Source organism: Amycolatopsis sp. NPDC004378, from assembly GCF_053602455.1.
This window is the reverse complement of sequence record NZ_JBSGDR010000006.1, coordinates 111483-129049: the sequence shown is the minus strand read 5'-3', so window position 1 is coordinate 129049 and position 17567 is coordinate 111483. Positions and strand designations below refer to the sequence as shown.

Below are 17567 nucleotides of genomic sequence, written 5' to 3'. Positions count from 1 at the left end.
TTCAAAAGTTTAGTCATTGCACTTTTTGAGTCACTGTGTTTTTCTGGGTTCAGGCCGCCGGAAGAGCCGGCGGCCCCGAACTTCCCGGGGGAAGCCATGAACTCCATCGCCATCGTCGGCGCCGGCCTCGGCGGACTCGCCTGCGCCCGCGTCCTGCAGCTCCACGACATCGACGTCACCGTCTTCGAGCAGGAGGCTTCGGCCGATGCCCGCCCCCAAGGCGGCACGCTCGACATGCACGGCGACACCGGCCAGGTCGCCCTCCGCACGGCCGGCCTGCTCGACGAGTTCCGCGCGCTCGCCCGGCCGGAAGGCCAGCAGATGCGCGCGCTCGACCCGCGCACCGCGGAAGCCGTCTTCGAAGAGATGCCCGCCGAGGGCGACGACTTCCGGCCCGAGATCGACCGCGGCCAGCTCCGCGGGATCCTGCTCGGCTCCCTCGCCCCCGGCACCGTCCGGTGGGGCCGGTCGATCACCGACGTCACCACGAGCGGGCAGCTGACCTTCGCCGACGGCGCCACCCAGGACTTCGACCTGGTCGTCGGCGCGGACGGCGCGTGGTCGCGGGTCCGCCGCGCCCTCACCGGCGTCCGGCCCGAGTACAGCGGCGTCACGTTCGTCGAGTTCGGGCTCGACGACGCCGACCGCCGTCACCCGGAACTGGCCGCACTGACCGGCCAGGGGACGCTGATGACGAAGATCGACGGCAAGGCGATCGTCGCGCAGCGCACCAGCGGTGGCCACATCCGCTGCTACGCCATCTTCTACGCCGCCGAAGACTGGGCCGCGGGCCTCGACTTCGCCGACCCCGCCGCCGTCCGCGCGCACCTGCTGGAGCGCTACGCGGGCTGGCACCCACGGGTGCTCGGCTTCGTCGACGAACAGGACAGCGGGTTCACGCACCGGCCCCTGTACGTCCTGCCGGTGCCGCACGCCTGGACCCACACGCCCGGGCTCACGCTGCTCGGCGACGCGGCGCACCTGATGCCGCCGCTGGGCGTCGGCGCGAACCTCGCGATGCTGGACGGCACCGAGCTCGCCACGGCATTGGCGACGTCCTCGAGCGTCGAGGAGGCCGTCCGGGCTTACGAAGCCGGGATGCTGCCGCGGTCGATCGAGACCGCGAAGGCGTGCGCCTCGGGCCTGCACGACCTGCTCAGCGACGATCTCCGGTCGATGGCCGCCTGACGATCTACCGCCGGACGGCCACACGTGGGTAACATGATTCCCACGATGTGGTCGTCCTGGTGCACCCTGAGGAGCAGCCCTCCCACTCTCAGTAGCGCCACTCCGTGGGTATCCCCCGAACGGAGCAGAAGACTGCGGAATTCGGACGCCCGAACTCCGACAACGGGTGAAACTTACCGTCTTCGTACGCGACCTCGTTAGCATCCGCACATTTGTCTGGCGCTGCGCGTCCCGATCGGGCCCTGAGCGCATCTCACCACCAAGTCCACAAGACGAATGGGGTCGCCAGCGATGAGTACAGAGGGACTCTCGATTCCAGGCATCTCGATCGCCGGCTCGGGGCCATCGGCCGCCGAGCGGGTGCGAAGGCGCGGTCTGAGCATCTTCGGCTCGGTCCCCCGCCCGGCTGTGGTCAAGTTCGCCATCGAGGCGGCCGCGGTCATCCTGGCCGTGCTCGACGTCTGGCTGGTGATCCCCGAGAAGGCCCAGCCGTATTCGATCTGGCTCTCCGGCGCCGCCTGCCTCGCGGTGGTGTTCCGCCGGAAGTTCCCGTTCCTCGCCGTGCTCGTCGCGGTCCCCGGCTTCCTGGCCGGCTGGGCCCAGCTCGCGTCGATGATCACGCTCGGCATGCTCGCCACCCGCCGCCAGCTGCACTGGCAGGTCTGGGTCGGCGCGGCGCTGGTCTGGATCTGCCGGTTCGTCCAGTGGCCGCTGGAGGACTTCGCCCAGCTCAGCTGGCGCGAACACATCCTCGACGGCATCTACGGCGTCCTCGTCGCCGGCATGCCGATCGCGATCGGCCTGCTCATCGGGGCCCGGGCCGAGGTGTCGAACAAGCTCGCCGAGCTGGCCACGAGCCGCGACCGCGAGCGCCGCTTCCACGCCGACGCCGTCCGCGCCGAGGAGCGCGCCCGGCTGGCCCGCGAGATGCACGACGTCGTCTCGCACCAGATCACGCTGATCGCGATGCAGGCCGGCGCCCTGCAGGCCCAGACGGCCGACGACCGCGCGCAGGAGACGGCGCAGGTCATCCGGACGCTGTCGAAGCGAACGCTCGAGGAGCTGCGTTCGCTGCTGAGCGTGCTGCGCGCGGGCGCGGACGACGACGGCCCGCGCCCGGGTATCAACGACCTCGACCGGCTGATCCGCACGTCCGAGGTGCCGGTGCACCTGTCCGTGGAGCACCTGCCGGAGGCCCTGCCGAACCAGGTGTCGGCGGCGGCCTACCGGACGGTGCAGGAGTGCCTGACGAACGTCCACAAGCACGCCCCGGGTGCGACGGCGACGATCCGCATCCAGGGTGAGCACGGAGCGCTCAAGATCGAGGTCCGCAACGAGCGGGCCAGCCGGCCGGCGGAGGCCCTGCCCTCGGGTGGCCACGGCCTGACGGGCCTGGCGGAGCGCGCGCGCCTGCTGGGCGGAAGCTTCGAGACGTCCGGCATGAAGGACGGCGGGTTCCGCGTGCGAGCCCGCTACCCGCTGGACCGCTGACCTCGGGGCATCACGTGTGACTGACGGGGCATCACGCGTGATTGGACGGGCATCACGGTGATGCCCCTCTGATCACGGGTGATGCCTCGCCAATCACAGGTGATGCCCCTCTGATCACGGGTGATGCCCGTTCGAGCGCGTGAAAAGCCACCCCGAGGTGTCCCGGGGTGGCTTTCGGGCTGGGGACGCTTAGATGATCTCCCGGCGCTGACGCAGGCGCTCGAGGGCTTCGGCCAGGATGGCCTCGCCGTCGGCGTCGCTGCGACGCTCCTTCACGTACGCCAGGTGCGTCTTGTAGGGCTCGGTCCGCGGCGCGGCCGGCGGGTTCTTCTCGTCCTGCCCGCCGGGGAGACCGCAGCGGGGGCAGTCCCACTCGTCCGGGATCTCCGCGTCGAGCGCGAACGACGGCCGGGCTTCGTGCCCGTTGGCACACCAGTAGGCCACGCGGCGCCGCGGCGCCGACTCACCCCGTTCCGATTCGCCCGTAGGACCGGCACCCACCCGGGTGCCTCGAATCGCGTTACCGCCAACCATGAATCCTCACACCTAGGAATCGGCGGCGCGCCCCCCAATAGGCACGCCGAATCGCTGCACCCTGCCGTCGTGACCCGGTCGCGATCGACGGCGGGGCGCCGGACGCCTCACACCTTGAGCAGCAGACCCAGGCCCACGATGCTGATCAGCCAAACCGCGCCCAGCAGCAGGGTGATCCGGTCGAGGTTCTTCTCGGCCACGCTCGACCCGGCCAGGCTCGACTGCATCCCGCCGCCGAACAGCGACGACAGGCCACCGCCCCGGCCACGGTGCAGCAGCACGGCGACCACCAGCAGGACGCTGGAGATGATCAACAGGATTTGCAGGAACAGCTTCATGTCATCCTCTGGGCTCTAGGAGAATGCAGGGGCACGGCATGGTCGTTTCCGACCACCACCGTACCCCTGGACTCGTCCACTGCTGTGTGACGGACCGGATACACAGGCTACCCGGTCGTGGCCTCGATCAGGGCAGCGGCCCGCCCGCGGCGAGTGCGCAGAGTTTCGTGAACTCCTCGCCGTCGAGGCTCGCTCCGCCGACCAGGGCACCGTCGATGTTCTCGCAGCCCACCAGTTCGCTGATGTTGCCCGATTTGACCGATCCCCCGTAGAGCACCCGGACGGACGAAGCGACCTCGTCGCCGTACTTCTCCTGGAGGGTGGCGCGGATGGCCTTGCAGACCTCTTCGGCGTCGGCCGACGACGCGACCTTGCCGGTGCCGATCGCCCAGACCGGCTCGTACGCGATCACCACGCCGGAGACCTGCTCGGCCTTGAGGCCCTTCAGGCCCTCGATCAGCTGTGTCGTGGTGTGGTGGATGTGCTCGCCGGCCTCGCGGACCTCGAGCTTCTCCCCGATGCAGAGGATCGGCGTGATGCCGTGCTTGAGCGCGGCCTTGACCTTCTTGTTGACCAACTCGTCGGTTTCGGCGTGGTATTCGCGCCGCTCCGAGTGCCCGACCGCGACGTACTTGCAGCCCAGCTTCGCCAGCATCAGGCCCGAGATGTCACCGGTGTAGGCGCCGGAGTCCTGCGGCGCGAGGTCCTGGGCGCCGTAGGTGAGCGACAGCTTGTCGCCGTCGACCAGGGTCTGCACGCTGCGGATGTCGGTGAACGGCGGCAGCACCGCCACGTCGACCTTCGCGTAGTACTTCTCCGGCAGCGCGAAGGCGATCTTCTGGACCAGCGCGATGGCCTCGAGGTGGTTCAGGTTCATCTTCCAGTTGCCGGCGATGAACGGCTTGCGTGCCACTAGTTCTTCTCCTCCAGGGCGGTCACGCCCGGCAGTTCCTTGCCCTCGAGGTACTCCAGCGAGGCGCCGCCACCGGTGGAGATGTGCGAGAAGCCGTCCTCGGGCAGGCCCAGCTGCCGCACCGCGGCGGCCGAGTCGCCGCCGCCGACCACGGTGAACGCGTCGCTCTTCACGAGTGCCTCCGCGACGGCCCGGGTGCCGCCGGAGAAGGCCTCGAACTCGAACACGCCCATCGGGCCGTTCCAGAACACGGTCTTGGCGTCGGCCAGCTTGCTCGCGAACAGCTCACGCGAGCGCGGGCCGATGTCGAGGCCCTGGCGGTCGGCCGGGATCGCGGTGGCGTCGACGACCTCGTGCTCGGCGTCGGCCGAGAACTCGGTCGCGGCGAGCACGTCGACCGGCAAGACCAGCTCGACGCCGCGCTTCTCGGCCTCGGCGAGGAAGCCCTTCACCTGGTCGAGCTGGTCGGCCTGCAGCAGCGACTGGCCGACCTCGTGGCCCTGGGCCTTGAGGAAGGTGTACGCCATGCCGCCGCCGATGAGCAGCCGGTCGACCTTGGTCAGCAGGTTCGCGATGACGCCGAGCTTGTCGGACACCTTCGCGCCGCCGAGCACGACCACGTAGGGCCGCTTGACGTCGTCGGTCAGCTTCTTCAGCACGTCCAGCTCGGCCAGCACCAGGCCACCGGCGTACGCCGGGAGCACCGACGCGACCTCGTAGACCGAAGCCTGCTTGCGGTGGACGACGCCGAAGCCGTCGGAGACGAACGCGCCGCCGGGGACGAGCGCGCCCAGCTCGGCGGCCAGCTCGGAGCGGTCCACGGCGTCCTTGCTGGTCTCGCGCGCGTCGAAGCGCACGTTCTCCAGCAGGACGACACCGCCGTCGGCCAGGCCGCCGGTCAGCGCCTTCGCGGACTCGCCGACCAGGTCACCGGCCAGCGGGACCTCGGCGCCGAGCAGCTCGGAGAGCCGCTTGGCGACGGGCGCGAGGGTGTACTTCGGGTCCGGCTCGCCCTTCGGGCGGCCGAGATGCGCGGTGACGACGACCTTCGCGCCCGCGCCGGCGAGCTTCTTGATCGTCGGCAGCGCCGCGCGGACCCGGCCGTCGTCGGTGATGCGGTCCCCGTCGAGCGGGACGTTCAGGTCGGACCGCACGAGTACGTACCGGCCCTGAACGCCCTCGCCCAGCAGGTCGTCGAGGTTCTTGACGCTCATCGGGTTCAGGAGATCTTCGTACCGACGAGCTTGACCAGGTCGGCGAGGCGGTTGGAGTAGCCCCACTCGTTGTCGTACCAGCCGACGACCTTGACCTGGTTGCCGATGACCTTGGTCAGCGGCGCGTCGTAGATGCAGGACGCCGGGTCGGTGACGATGTCGGCCGAGACGATCGGGTCCTCGTTGTAGCGGAGGATGCCGGCCAGCGGGCCCTCGGCGGCGGCCTTGTAGGCGGCGTTGATCTCCTCGACCGTGGCGGCCTTGGTCAGGGTGACGGTGAGGTCGGTGGCCGAGCCGGTCGGCACCGGGACGCGCAGCGCGTAGCCGTCCAGCTTGCCCTGCAGCTCCGGCAGGACCAGGCCGATGGCCTTGGCGGCACCGGTCGAGGTCGGGACGACGCTCAGCGCGGCGGCGCGGGCGCGGCGGAGGTCCTTGTGCGGCGCGTCCTGCAGGTTCTGGTCCTGCGTGTAGGCGTGCACGGTGGTCATCAGGCCCTGCTCGATGCCGAACGCGTCGTGCAGCACCTTGGCCAGCGGGCCGAGGCAGTTGGTGGTGCAGGAGGCGTTGGAGATGATGACCTGCGAGCCGTCGTACTTGTCGTCGTTGACGCCGAGCACGATGGTGAGGTCCTCGCCCTTGGCGGGCGCGGAGATGATGACCTTCTTGGCCCCGCCGGCGATGTGCGCCTTGGCGGCGTCGGCGTTGGTGAAGAAGCCGGTCGACTCGACGACGACGTCCACGCCCAGGTCGCCCCAGGGCAGGTTGGCCGGGTCGCGCTCGGCGAGGGCCTTGATGGTCTTGCCGTCGACGACGATGCCCTCGTCGCTGACGCTGACCTCACCCGGGAACCGGCCCAGGATGGAGTCGTACTTCAGCAGGTGGGCCATGGTCGCGACGTCGCCGAGGTCGTTGAACGCGACCACCTCGATGTCGTGGCCGCTGGCCTGCACGGCGCGGAAGAAGTTGCGGCCGATGCGGCCGAAGCCGTTGACACCTACGCGAACGGTCACTGCTGCCACTCCTCTGAGGATCGGCCGGGCGACCCGGCCGTGACTTGCGGGCTCGCGGTCACCCTAGCGTGCGGGCATGCGCGTCCCTGACTGCCCTGACGAGACTTCCACCACTTGGCGAACGGGTCAAGAATCGATTAAGAAGCCGGGTGGGTCCGCCGGGGTCTCCGCGGGTGGACCACGGTGGACCAGCCGGCGCTTCGGTCTCCCCGTTCCGGCTGGCCACGCCGGGTGCCCGCGGCGGCGAGGCGGGACCGGATTTGGCGACTGGAACGATTCAGCACAGGCCGGGATTTGGAGGGCCTCGACAGCATTCGCGGGCCACGCCGGGCGCGCTCCGGCACGGGCGTGAGGTCCATGACTCGACCGATCCAGCGACCGCCGAACCGGGGGCCCGGGCCGGTTACGGGAACGAGCCGGTTGCGCCAGCCGCGCTTCCCCGGCCGGCCGCGGCTCTTACCCTGCCAGCTCACGCTCCAGCGGAACCGCGGCGTCACCCGGACCTCACCGAACCAGGCCCCGCACCTCACCCGGCCAGCTCACGCTCCAGCGGAGTGCGGAACCGCGGCGTCACCCGGACCTCGCCGAACCAGGCCGCGCACCGGTCCGCCTCCGCCGCCACCCTCTGCTCGGCCTCCGCGCCCACGTCCTCCAGCAGGCGGAACGCGATCTCGCCCGACGGACGCTGGGCCCAGCCGCCCACGATGCGGCCGTTCAGCCAGACCGCCGGGCCGATGTTGCCGCTGCGGTCGAACAGGGCCGGGCGGTGCGGGCCCAGGAACCAGTCGCGGTCCTGCCAGCCCATCGGGGTCGGGTCGAGGGCGGGCAGGAACGCCACCCACGGCGGGGGTGCCGCCACCGGCTCGAGGTCGTCCGCCGACACCACACCCGGGACGCCGCCGAGGTCGACCTCGGCAACCGGCAACGCCGCCAGCGCCTTCTTCGTCTGGCCCGCCGTCCAGCCCGTCCACCAGCGCAGGTCGGCCACCGGCGCCGGGCCGTACGCGCGCAGCCAGCGCCGGGCCAGCTCCGCCCGCGCCTCCTCCGCGTCCCACGAAGGCAACCCCGGCGCCCACTCGTCCAGGGGGTGCCAGACGTACTGGCTGCTGATCCAGCTCCCCCGCGGCCGCCCGCGCACGATCCGGCCGTCGGCCGCGAGGAGGAACAGCACCCGGCTCGTGACGTTCCCGATCGCCTCGTACGGCTTTCCGGGCGCCATCCGCAGCTGCTGGCGCAACCGGGGTTCGTCTTCGCTCAGCTGCTGCGCGGTCGCCGAGCCGCGCTTGCGCAGGGCCGCCTCGACCGCTTCTTCGACGTCCGCCAGCCACTTACCCGGCTCCGGCACGTTCTCCGGGTGCCCTTGCTTCCCGAGGTGCTGCTCCAGGAGCTTCCGCTGCTTGACGGCGATGTCCGCGGAACACCCGGCCTGGACGACGGCCGCGGTGTCCAGGCCGGTGACGAACACCGTGCGGCGCATGCCCAGCAGCCGCAGCAGGGTGCGGTCGTCGTACAACGCGCCTTCGAGGGCCGTCACCGCGGGCGACGCGAGCCGCGCGCACGCCGAGAGGTGGACGGTCGCCGGGTCGGTCGCGTGCAGCGCGACGACACCCGCGACCGCGTCGGCCACCGTCGCCGCGGGGGCGGCCAGGTGGTGGCGGACGCCGAGGCGGGCCCGGCGCTGCTCGATGCTGATCGTCGGAGGAGGCACCCGCCGTTGATACCACCCGGCACCGACAAAAACCGCTGGTCGCCTGCCCGGGGCGGCTTTACGCTCGCGGCATGGTCTCCGGTGCGCACTTCGCGGCCTTCGCCGCCCTGACGTTCCTCATGGTCGTCGTCCCCGGGCCGAGCGTGCTGTTCACGATCAGCCGCGCGCTCACGGTCGGCCGGCGCGACGCGCTGCTCACCGTCGTCGGCAACTCCGCGGGCGTGTACACGCAGGTCGTCGCGGTCGCGTTCGGCCTCGGCGCGCTCGTCACGACGTCGGCCGCGGTGTTCACCGCGATCAAGATCGCCGGCGCGCTCTACCTGGTGTACCTGGGGATCCAGGCGTTCCGGCACCGGCGGAAGCTCACCGAAGCCATGGCCGCCCGGGTGCGCGCGACGCCGGGCCGCGTCGTGACCGTCCTGCGTGACGGCTTCGTCGTCGGCTTCGCGAACCCGAAGTCGATCGTGTTCCTCGCCGCGCTGCTGCCCCAGTTCGTCGACCCGGCGGCCGGGTCGGTGCCGGCGCAGATGCTGCTGCTCGGCCTGTGCCTGCCCGCGATCGCGCTGGCCACCGACAGCGCCTGGGCCCTGGTCGCGGGCACGGCACGCGCGTGGTTCGCCCGCTCGCCGCGGCGGCTGGAGATGGTCGGCGGCACCGGCGGCCTGGTGATGATCGGCCTCGGCACCGGGCTGGCCTTCACCGGCCGGGGTGACTGAGCACCAGATCCAGCAACCCGGGGAAAGCCGCGTCGAATTCGGGGCGGCGCAGGCGGTTCAGGCGCCGGGGGCCTTCGTCGCGCTGCTCGATCAGGCCCGCCGCGCGCAGCACCGCGAAGTGGTGGCTGCGGGTCGCCTTCGTCACCGGCAGGTCGAACGTGCCGCACGCCTTCGTCCACTCCGGGACGGCCGCCAGCTCGCGCAGGATGCTGCGGCGCACCGGGTCGGCGACCGCGGCGAGGGCGTCCTGGAGCGGCACCTCCCCGGGCAGCACGTGCGTGAGCCCGCGGGCCCGCGCAGTGTTCGATGATTGTCGTACACTCATCTGGTCGACCTCCATCGAACACTTTACCGAGGAGCCGTCGTGCCCCTGCACCTCGACGTCAGCTTCGGCCGTCAAGCCCGCAACCGCCTGGACGCCGCCACCGCCCCCGGCCGCGAAGGCGCGCTGGCCGCCCTCGAGTCGTTCTACTACGCCTTCAACCAGCGCGATCTCGACGCGTTCCGCCGCGTCTGGACGACCGATCCCCTGGCCCAGCTGAACAACCCGCTCGGCGGCATCCTTCGCGGCGGTGACGCCATCACCGCGTTGTACGAGCGCGTCTTCACCGGCCCGGCGCGCGTCACGGTCACCTTCGGCGACATCGTCGAGTACTCCGGTGACGGCCACGCGGTCTTCGCCGGCCGCGAGACCGGCGAGTACCACGTGACCGAACCCGTCCCCCTGAGCATCCGGACGACGCGGTGCTTCGCCTACGAAGCGGGCCGCTGGGTGCAGGTCCACCATCACGGCAGCATCGACGACGCCGAAGCCCTCGCCGCCTACCAGGCCGCGATCCGCTAGGCGAGGGCCTCGACCAGGCCCGGCCACCACTCGCGCGGCAGGTCCGACAGCGGGACGACCACCTGGTCGGCCCCCGCGGCCCGGAACTCCCGCAGCCGCGCCACGACGGCGTCGAAGTCGCCCCACACCGTCAGGCCGTCGACGAGCCGGTCGGACAACTCCGCCACGTCCGCGTCGGTGAAGCCCATCCGGCGGAAGTTGGCCGCGTAGCCCGGCACGCCGGCCAGGAACTTCAGCGAGCCGCCCCGGACGACCTCGCGCACGCGCGCCGGATCCGGCTCCGCCACCACGTTCAGCAGCACCGAAAGCCGCGGTCCCGTGCCCAGGATCTCCCGCGCGGACGCGACGTAGTCCGTCGTCACCAAGTACGGGTACGCGCCGGACGCGCGGTCGCGGGCCAAGCCCAGCATCCGCGGTCCCAGCGCCGACAGGATCCGCGCCGACGCCGGGACCGTCTCCTCGAGCTCGTCGAGGTAGTCGTTCATCGTCGCCAGCGGACGCGCGCCGTGCGCACCGCCGAGACCGACGACGAACCGGCCTGCGGGCAGGTCCGCGTACGTCGAGGCGACCTCCGCCGACGGCACCCGGTCGACCGACAGGATCCCGCTCGCGACCTGGATCCGCGAAGTCCCGCGGACGACCTCGGCGATGCGCGGCAGGTTGTTGCCCTGACCGCCGGGCAGCCACAACGTGGCGTAACCCAGCTCCTCCAGCTCGGCCGCGGTCGCCACGGCGGCTTCGGTGTCCAGTGCGGTGTGGGTGGCCCCCAGCGGCCCCAGCTTCGTCATGCGCGCGTCAACCACCGGGGCCGCCGCCGTGTTCCGCGTCAGGCCGGTTGTTCGTCCTCGGCGGAATCCTGCTCCGCGGGCCGCGAGAACATGCGCGTCGCCGAGAGCCGGGCGACGCCGTCGGGTTCGCCCAGGTCCTCCAGGGAGTTGCGGATCGTCGAGTCCACGGACAGGTACTTGCGGCCGGCGCGCAGGTCGGCGTCGTTGCGCAGCCGCACGATCAGCGGGAACTCCGACAGCGCGCCCGCGTCGAACAGGCCCGTCGTGTAGATCAGCTGCACGCCCAGCGCCTCGGCGACCGCGCGCTGCAGTTCCAGGAGGTACCCGGCGGACGCGCGGCCGATCGGGTTGTCCAGGAACAGCACGCCCGAGTGCCGGTTGCGGACCTTGCCGCGGTTGTTGGCGCGCAACGCCGCCAGCGTGCAGTACAGGATGATCGCCGCGGTCAGCTGCTGGCCGCCGGAGAAGACGTCGCGGATCTCCGAGACGCGCTGGCGTTCGGTCCGCAGCACCGAGTCCGGCTTGAGCATGTCGACGCGGAAACCCTTGGGCGCCGCGGCCCGGACCCCGCGCAGCACCAGGGAAAGCCCGTCGCGCTTGACGTCGCGGCCGTCCGCGGTCTTGCCGACGGCCGCCTCGTCGACGACTTCGCCGAGCTTCTCGGTGAGCGCGTTGTCCTCCAGCTCGGTGAAGCGGATGCGGAGGAACTCCTGGCCGGACCAGTCGCCGAGGCCGTCCGGCAGCCGCGAGACGCGCTGGGCCGAGCGCAACGTCCGCAGCGCGCCGTCGACCATGCCCTGCAGGCGCGTGATGATGCCGCCGCGGTGCCGGTCGATCTGGGCGAGGTCGTCGGTGAGCGACCGCAGCCGCGGCCGCAGCGCCTCGGCCCACTCGGCCGCGTGCGCCGGGAGCTGGTCGCGCTTGACCGAGATGACCTGCTGCCGGACCGGCGTGCTCAGCTTCTCGAACCGCTTCTCCGTCGCGTACTGCGCGAGCTGGTCCGCGGCCGCGCGCACGCGCCGGTCCCCCGCGTCGGCGGCTTCCTGCGCCTCGCTCAGGGTGGCGTTCAGGCGGGCGTGCTGGGCGCGCGCCGTCTCGACGTCACCGTCGTAGGCCACGGCGTCCTGGTCGGTCACCAGCTGGGCCATCGACTCCGCGAGCAGCGAGAAGCCCGACGCGGAGTTCTTCGCGGACTCCAGCGTCGCCTCGGCCGCGGCCCGGCGTTCCTGGAGCTCTTCCCACTTCCGCGCGGCCGCCGACGCCTCCAGCCCGGCCGCGTCGATCAGCTCCAGGCCGTGCTCGATGTCGCGGGGCTTCTCGCCGTTGACGCCGTTCTGCAGCGGCAGCGCGTCCAGTTCGGCACGCCGCGTCGAAACGAGCCCGATCGCTTCGGTGCGCTCGTCCTCCAGGCCGTCGACGACGCGGCGGGCGCGTGCCAGCGCGGCCGCGCGGGCCGAGGCGTCGGAGCCGTCCGGCGTCTCCAGCAGTTCGGCTGCCCGCGTGCGCACGGCTTCGTCGAGGGACTCGACGGCCGAACCCGCGGCCGCTTCGGCGGATTCGGCCTGTTCCAGCTCGCTGCGCAGGTCGCTGCCGACCTCCACCTTGGCGTACGACTCGGACGCCGACAGGTAGGTCCGGCGCAGCGCGTCGACCGGTTCGGACGGCACCGGGCCCTCGGCGGCGTCGGCCGCGCCCGGGACCTCGGCCAGCTCGGCACGCGCGGTGGTCGCCGTCCGGCGGTGGCCGTCCGCGGTGCGCTGCTCCTCCCCCGCCTGCTCGCGCAGCCGTGCGGCCTTGCCCGCCGCGTCGGCGGCCTGCAGGTCGGCGCGCTCGGCGACCTCCGTCGCACGCTCGACTTCTTCGGTCCACTCCGCGATCCGGGCGTTGCGCGTGCCCAGCTCGCCCAGCCGTCGCGCCTTCTCCTCGGCTTCGGCCGCGGCCGCCCGCAGTTCCGGGACACGCTCGCGCAGCGACGTGCTCTTTTCGCTCAACCGGGCGAATTCCGCCTCGGCCTGCTCGAGCGCGGTGCGGGCGGTTTCGCGTGCGGAACGGGCCGCCTGGGCCTGCTCGGCCAGCGTCGCGATCGCGCCGGGCGGGTAGTCCTCACGCCAGGTGGTGAGCTTCCAGGTCAGGGCGCCGTCGGCGGACAGCTTGGCGGACAACGCTTCCAGCCGCCGCTGCCGTTCGGTGTGCCGCCGGGCCACGGCTTCGCGTTCGGCGTCGGCGGCTTCTTCGTCGTACATCGCGGGGTTCGGCGGCACCAGGAACTCGACGCCGGGCGCGGCGGGCACCTCGGCCTGCAGCGACTCGGTGGTCCCGACGGCGATGATCGCGCTCGGCAGCAGCCGCCGCTTCGTCAGGACCTCGCGAGCGCGGTCGGCGTGCGCGGCGTCGTTCAACAGGACCCCGGACACCAGCTGCGGCAGGCTTTCCAGCACCTCGGCACGCCGGGAAGAGTCCAGTTTGGACAGATACCGCCAGCCGGACCACGCGGTGATCCCGGCGTCCTCCAGCGCATCGAGCGCGGCCTGGACGTCCTCGGGAGGCGGCAGCAGCCCGCCGGAGCCGAGCGCCGAGAGCGCGCGTTCGTCGGCGGACTCCTCCATCCGCAGCGCCGTCTGCTCCTTCTCGACGGACGCACTCGCTTCGCGCAGCCGTTCCAGCAGCACCGGAAGGTCGCTTTCGAGGGCGACGTCGTCCGCGCCGAGCAGCTCGACCAGGCGGCCCTCGGCGGCGAGCGCGTCGGTGCGGCGGTGGGCGCGGTCGAGGTCCTCGGTGGCGCGCTCGAACCGGTCCTGGGTCGTCCCGGCCAGCTGGTGGGCCTCGTTCACGGCCCGTTGTGCCGCTTGAAGATCCGTCCCGACCCGGTCGAGTTCCTGCTCGCGCCGCTTCAGCTCGGCGGTCGCGGACTCGGCCGCGGCGCGCGACGCGCGTGCGGCCTCCGCGACGTCGGCGCCCGAAGGCAGCAACCCCGCCCGCACGGCGTTCTGGACTTCTTCGCGCAGCTCAGTGATGCGCGCTGTGAGGCCGCGGGCTTCGGCCCGCCGGGCGGCCGCGAGGTTGGCGGCTTCGTCGCGTTCGGTCTGCGCCTTCTCGGCTTCCGCGCGCAACGCGCCCGCGTGCGCCTCGGCCTTGTCGGCCTGACGCTGGGCGTCCTGCGCCAGCGAGTGCAGCCCGCGGGCCAGGGCCGCCGCCGCGTCGTTGCGCGCCTGCAGCGCCGGCCGCGCCTTCTCCTCACGGCTGCCGACGAGTTCGCGCAGGTCTTTCGCCTTGCGGGCGGCGTTCAGCTGGTTGAGCACGGTCGCCGTCTCACGCCAGGCCTCGGCGGCCGTCTTCGCCTCGGCCAGTTCGGCGTCGACGCGCTTGCGGGCCTCCTGGGCCTCGTCCAGGCGCAACACGGCGACCAGGCGACGCAGCTCGGTCACGGCCGCGGCGAGCCGCCGGTGGTCGCCCTCGGCGAGCTTCTCGGCGGACTTGACCTCGGTGACGTGGTCCTCGAGCCCGGACAGCCGCGCGTTCTCCAGCTCGTTGCGCGCGACGACGCGCCCGGCCAGCTCGGCCATGTCGGCCTTGGCCGACGAAGCGATCTTCCGCGACTCCGCGGCGACGCCTTCTTCGGCGGCGAGCGGACCCAGCAGATCCAGCGCACCGGCCACGAAATCGCGCTCGGACAACAGATCCCCGCGCTGCGCCAGGTTGTGCGCGTAGGTCGCGACGACCTCGGCGAGGTCCTTCGGCTCGTCCTCGGAAATCACCGCGCGCAGCAGGAACTCGACGAACGCGTCGTCCGTGCCGAACGCGAACGCGTCCGCCGCTTCCCCTTCGCCGGCGTTCATCGCGCGCTGGTAGCGGAACAGCTCGGTGTCGAGGCCGAGCGTGTCGAGCCGGCCTGTCCACTCGTGGTGGCGGCGGGTCCAGGACAGCTCCAGCTCGGGCTCGGCCAGCTGGGCCGCGGCGAGCTTGTCGTGGAAGCCGGACATGGTGAGCAGCCGGCCGTCCTGCGTCATCGGCAGCGAATCCAGGCCCAGGGCGGCGGTCGGGCGGAAGCAGTACCAGGAGTCGACGAGGTTCTCGGAGTCGGCGGACACGACGTGCCCGCGCCATTCGGACGCCTTGCCGGTGATGATCCGGTGCCCGCTCTCGACGTGCAGCCACTCCAGCACGACGTGCGAGACGTCCTTGGCCGCCACGAACTTCTCGAGCACCTTCGTGCTGGTGGTGCCGACGACCTGGCGGCGGCCGGGCAGCATCACCGAGAAGATCAGCTTGATGAGCACGGACTTGCCGCCGCCGTTCTCGAGGAACAGCACGCTCGCCGGAGACGGGCGGCGCAGCTCGGCCGGGCCGGTCGCGTGGATGCCCGCGCTGAACAGCGCGTCCTGCTGGGGCGCGGTGATCTTGGCGCCGACGCCGCTGAAGTCGAGCACGACGTCCTGGTAGCGGGCACCCGCCGGGCCCACCGAATGCAGGCGGACCCGCGAAAGCTCGTACATCTACTCCCCTTTTACAGCGTGTCCGACGAGGTCGCGCGCAGCGTGCCCCCGGCGTTCGCGACGGCCACGACGTCGAGCGCGAGCAGGTCGTCGAAGGCGGCGTCGGCCGCGAGCTCGCGGACCTGGATCTGGTAGCGCGGTGTGGTCCGGTAGGTGCCGCCCTGTTCGTCGCTCACCGGGACCAGGAAGCCCTGGTCGGCGAGGAAGCGCAGCGCGCGCGAGACCATGCCGCGGGTGGTGTCGGCGGCCAGGCGGCCGTCCTTCGTGGCCGCGGCCGCGGGACGGCGGGCGTAGGCGCGCCAGGCCTGTTCGAGCTCGGGCGCGTCGGCCAAGGGGTCGTTGTTGGCTTCGGCGGCCGCGGCGCGCTCGTCGAGCATGCGAGCGGCTTCGCGGACCATCGCGTCGACCTGCTCGACGCTCACGCGGCCGATGTAGGTGTCGTTGGCGAGGTCGTCCGGACGCGGGTAGCCGAGCGCGGCGGTGGCGAGGTGGATCAGGCCGTGCAGGACCTTCTCCGTCTCGCGGCGCTCGCGGATCTTGGCCTGGCGGGCGTAGGAGTCCATCTTGATCTCGAAGACGGACTCGTCGGTGGCCGCGAGGACCGCGCCGGCCTGCTGGTTGACCTCCAGCACCATCAGCCCGAGCCCTGCGGCGACGGCGTGGGTGAGCGCCTTGAACGCGTTGTCCTCGCCGTAGCGGCGCACGAGGTCGCCGTAGACGACGTCACGCGCGGGCAGCTGCTTCGGCCGCATGCCGAAGGCGACCAGCCGGGCCGCGGCCTCGGCGTCCACGCTGCTGTGGGACAGCGCCATTACGCGACTTCCTCTTCTTCGTCGGCCCGCTCGACGGCGGCGGTGGACAGGAGCAGGTCGGCGCCGCCGAACTCCGGGTCGTCCAGGAGCGTGCCGTCGTCGACGGCGAGCAGCACCTGCCGGTCACCTTGGCGGCGGGCCGCGCCGACCCCGGGACTGTAGGCGTGGACCGCGCGCAGCGCGACCAGGGCGGCGAGCCCGGGCTGGCGGCTGCGGCGGGCTTCCTCGAGCAGGCCGGACAGCCGTCGCGGCACCTCCGGCAGGTCGAGGAGTTCGTCGGCGCGCCGCCAGACGTCGTCGCCGAACTTGTCGGTGATCTCGGCGGGCATCAGCTCGGGTTCGGGGATCTCGCCGACCAGCTGGTCGCGCTCCGGTGCGGGTCGCAGCAGCAGCGAGACCAGGGACGACAGCGACGGCACGACCGGCGCGGTGATGCCCGCGACGGCGTGGAAGAAGTGCTCGGCCGGGGCGACGGCGTCGGCGAGCGGGAGCCCGAGCGTCGGCACGAGGAGCTGGCCGAAGAGATCCAGGGTCGCGCGCTGGGGCGGGCCGGAGAACTGCTGGCGGTCCTGCTCGGCGCGGAACACCGCGCCCGCGTCGGCGAGCCGGGACTGCAGGCGGGTGTGCCGGCGGATGCAGTCGCCGACGATGTCGACGAGTTCGGCGGCGCGGCGCTTGCGGTCGAGGTCTTCGGTCTCGTCGCGGGCGGTGGTGATGTTCTTGAGGATGGCGTTCTCGGCGCGGAAGCGGGCCTCGATGTGGCTCAGCGCGCTGTCGAGCAGCTCCGGGACCTCGCGCTCCCAGTCGACCGACCGGACGTCGCGGCGGGTCGCGTCCAGCTTCGCGCGCAGCGTCTCGCCGTACTGGACGGTCCGGTAGCGGGCCTGCTCGGCGGCCAGCTTGGCGTCGGCGAGGCGGCCGCGGTTGATGAGGTTCTCGAGCTTGACCTCGGCCGCGATCTGCGCCGACTCGACGTCGGTGTCGAGGGCGCCGACCAGGACGTTGATGGCCTCGTCGGTGGCCCGGAGGTAGACCTCGCCGTCGGGCGCGGCGAGTTCGACGAGCAGCTTGAAGTCGAACTGGCGCCGCTGGTAGCCGCCCGGCCCGATCGAGCCGTAGACGCGCCGGAAGCCGCGGTCGGTGGTGCCGACGTTGATCAGGTTGTCCAGCACCCACTTGGCCACGCGGACGTGCTCTTCGGGCATGCGCGAGGGCGCCTGCTGCGAGATGAACGGCAGCAGCCGGTCGATGACCTCGTCGTGGCCGGCGCCGGTGTCGAAGTCCATCGCGATGGTGACCTGGTCGATCGTGTGCAGCGCGATCTCGGCCATCTGGTAGATCGTCGCGTCGGCCCAGTCGAGCTTCGCCTTCCGCGCGTCCAGGTCGTGCAGCGGCGCGGTGCAGGCCAGCGCCTTGAGGCGGCGCGTCAGCCCCTCGTCGGCCAGGCCCGCTCCCCCGGTCTCGTCGTCTCGCACAGCAGGCCAGGCTAGTCGGCCACCCTCTGCGCACGCGCGGGTG

At 72.0% G+C, this 17567-nt stretch carries 15 protein-coding genes; 4 read left to right on the top strand and 11 right to left on the bottom strand.

Annotated elements, in window-relative coordinates; translation table 11 throughout:
- The first annotated feature begins 96 nt into the window (after window positions 1-96).
- Together ACWEN0_RS20570 and ACWEN0_RS20565 are read left to right on the top strand one after the other, a co-directional pair.
- The gene (locus tag ACWEN0_RS20570; protein WP_451975530.1) at window positions 97-1188 is read left to right on the top strand and encodes an FAD-dependent oxidoreductase; all 1092 of its coding nucleotides are present in this window, start codon (window positions 97-99) and stop codon (window positions 1186-1188) included.
- A 291-nt stretch (window positions 1189-1479) separates the two neighbouring features.
- A complete protein-coding gene (locus tag ACWEN0_RS20565; protein ID WP_451975527.1) occupies window positions 1480-2679 on the top strand; it encodes a sensor histidine kinase in 1200 nt (399 codons plus the stop codon).
- A 189-nt stretch (window positions 2680-2868) separates the two neighbouring features.
- Here ACWEN0_RS20565 and ACWEN0_RS20560 read toward each other — a convergent pair whose 3' ends face one another.
- From ACWEN0_RS20560 to ACWEN0_RS20535, 6 genes are all read right to left on the bottom strand, one after another.
- The gene (locus ACWEN0_RS20560) at window positions 2869-3213 is read right to left on the bottom strand and encodes an RNA polymerase-binding protein RbpA (RefSeq protein WP_364446706.1); all 345 of its coding nucleotides are present in this window, start codon (window positions 3211-3213) and stop codon (window positions 2869-2871) included.
- A 107-nt stretch (window positions 3214-3320) separates the two neighbouring features.
- Window positions 3321-3551, bottom strand: a complete 231-nt coding sequence (gene secG / locus ACWEN0_RS20555) for a preprotein translocase subunit SecG (protein WP_451975524.1) — start codon at window positions 3549-3551, stop codon at window positions 3321-3323.
- Window positions 3552-3678: 127 nt separating this feature from the next.
- A complete protein-coding gene (tpiA, locus tag ACWEN0_RS20550; RefSeq protein ID WP_451975521.1) occupies window positions 3679-4464 on the bottom strand; it encodes a triose-phosphate isomerase in 786 nt (261 codons plus the stop codon).
- On the bottom strand, window positions 4464-5678 hold the full coding sequence (locus ACWEN0_RS20545; protein WP_451975518.1) for a phosphoglycerate kinase: 1215 nt from the start codon (window positions 5676-5678) through the stop codon (window positions 4464-4466). The genes tpiA and ACWEN0_RS20545 overlap by 1 nt, the downstream gene beginning before the upstream one ends.
- Window positions 5679-5683: 5 nt before the next feature.
- Complete coding sequence (gap, locus tag ACWEN0_RS20540; protein ID WP_308671042.1) at window positions 5684-6688, bottom strand: type I glyceraldehyde-3-phosphate dehydrogenase; 1005 nt, start codon at window positions 6686-6688, stop codon at window positions 5684-5686.
- Window positions 6689-7214: 526 nt separating this feature from the next.
- Window positions 7215-8396: a winged helix DNA-binding domain-containing protein gene (locus ACWEN0_RS20535; RefSeq protein WP_451975516.1), complete on the bottom strand. Its 1182-nt coding sequence runs from the start codon at window positions 8394-8396 to the stop codon at window positions 7215-7217.
- Between the two features lie 71 nt (window positions 8397-8467).
- Here ACWEN0_RS20535 and ACWEN0_RS20530 point away from each other — a divergent pair, with 71 nt between their 5' ends.
- Window positions 8468-9112: a LysE family translocator gene (locus ACWEN0_RS20530; protein WP_451975513.1), complete on the top strand. Its 645-nt coding sequence runs from the start codon at window positions 8468-8470 to the stop codon at window positions 9110-9112.
- Here the strand turns inward: ACWEN0_RS20530 and ACWEN0_RS20525 are convergent.
- Complete coding sequence (locus ACWEN0_RS20525; protein WP_451975510.1) at window positions 9093-9437, bottom strand: ArsR/SmtB family transcription factor; 345 nt, start codon at window positions 9435-9437, stop codon at window positions 9093-9095. The two genes, ACWEN0_RS20530 and ACWEN0_RS20525, sit on opposite strands and share 20 nt — an antisense overlap.
- Window positions 9438-9476: 39 nt before the next feature.
- On the opposite strand from ACWEN0_RS20525, the gene ACWEN0_RS20520 reads away from it, so the two are divergent.
- Entirely contained in the window at window positions 9477-9956 is a 480-nt protein-coding gene (locus ACWEN0_RS20520) for a YybH family protein (RefSeq protein WP_451975507.1), read from the top strand.
- Here ACWEN0_RS20520 and ACWEN0_RS20515 read toward each other — a convergent pair.
- Genes ACWEN0_RS20515 through ACWEN0_RS20500 form a run of 4 tightly spaced genes read right to left on the bottom strand, consistent with a single transcriptional unit; the run spans window position 9953 to window position 17524 of the window.
- Entirely contained in the window at window positions 9953-10744 is a 792-nt protein-coding gene (locus ACWEN0_RS20515; protein ID WP_451975504.1) for a TIGR03620 family F420-dependent LLM class oxidoreductase, read from the bottom strand. The genes ACWEN0_RS20520 and ACWEN0_RS20515 overlap by 4 nt on opposite strands.
- Window positions 10745-10782: 38 nt before the next feature.
- The gene (locus ACWEN0_RS20510) at window positions 10783-15237 is read right to left on the bottom strand and encodes a hypothetical protein (protein WP_451975502.1); all 4455 of its coding nucleotides are present in this window, start codon (window positions 15235-15237) and stop codon (window positions 10783-10785) included.
- Between the two features lie 11 nt (window positions 15238-15248).
- On the bottom strand, window positions 15249-16049 hold the full coding sequence (locus ACWEN0_RS20505) for a hypothetical protein (RefSeq protein WP_410669302.1): 801 nt from the start codon (window positions 16047-16049) through the stop codon (window positions 15249-15251).
- Window positions 16049-17524, bottom strand: a complete 1476-nt coding sequence (locus tag ACWEN0_RS20500; RefSeq protein WP_451975499.1) for a hypothetical protein — start codon at window positions 17522-17524, stop codon at window positions 16049-16051. The genes ACWEN0_RS20505 and ACWEN0_RS20500 overlap by 1 nt, the downstream gene beginning before the upstream one ends.
- Between the last annotated feature and the right edge of the window lie 43 nt (window positions 17525-17567).

What these genes read in the sequence shown, in the direction of transcription:
- ACWEN0_RS20565 (WP_451975527.1), top strand. Translation starts at nt 1,480, where the DNA reads ATGAGTACAGAGGGACTCTCGATTCCAGGCATCTCGATCGCCGGCTCG.
- ACWEN0_RS20505 (WP_410669302.1), bottom strand. Translation starts at nt 16,049, where the DNA reads ATGGCGCTGTCCCACAGCAGCGTGGACGCCGAGGCCGCGGCCCGGCTG.
- ACWEN0_RS20510 (WP_451975502.1), bottom strand. Translation starts at nt 15,237, where the DNA reads ATGTACGAGCTTTCGCGGGTCCGCCTGCATTCGGTGGGCCCGGCGGGT.
- secG (WP_451975524.1), bottom strand. Translation starts at nt 3,551, where the DNA reads ATGAAGCTGTTCCTGCAAATCCTGTTGATCATCTCCAGCGTCCTGCTG.
- ACWEN0_RS20515 (WP_451975504.1), bottom strand. Translation starts at nt 10,744, where the DNA reads ATGACGAAGCTGGGGCCGCTGGGGGCCACCCACACCGCACTGGACACC.
- ACWEN0_RS20530 (WP_451975513.1), top strand. Translation starts at nt 8,468, where the DNA reads ATGGTCTCCGGTGCGCACTTCGCGGCCTTCGCCGCCCTGACGTTCCTC.
- ACWEN0_RS20570 (WP_451975530.1), top strand. Translation starts at nt 97, where the DNA reads ATGAACTCCATCGCCATCGTCGGCGCCGGCCTCGGCGGACTCGCCTGC.
- ACWEN0_RS20560 (WP_364446706.1), bottom strand. Translation starts at nt 3,213, where the DNA reads ATGGTTGGCGGTAACGCGATTCGAGGCACCCGGGTGGGTGCCGGTCCT.
- ACWEN0_RS20525 (WP_451975510.1), bottom strand. Translation starts at nt 9,437, where the DNA reads ATGAGTGTACGACAATCATCGAACACTGCGCGGGCCCGCGGGCTCACG.
- ACWEN0_RS20545 (WP_451975518.1), bottom strand. Translation starts at nt 5,678, where the DNA reads ATGAGCGTCAAGAACCTCGACGACCTGCTGGGCGAGGGCGTTCAGGGC.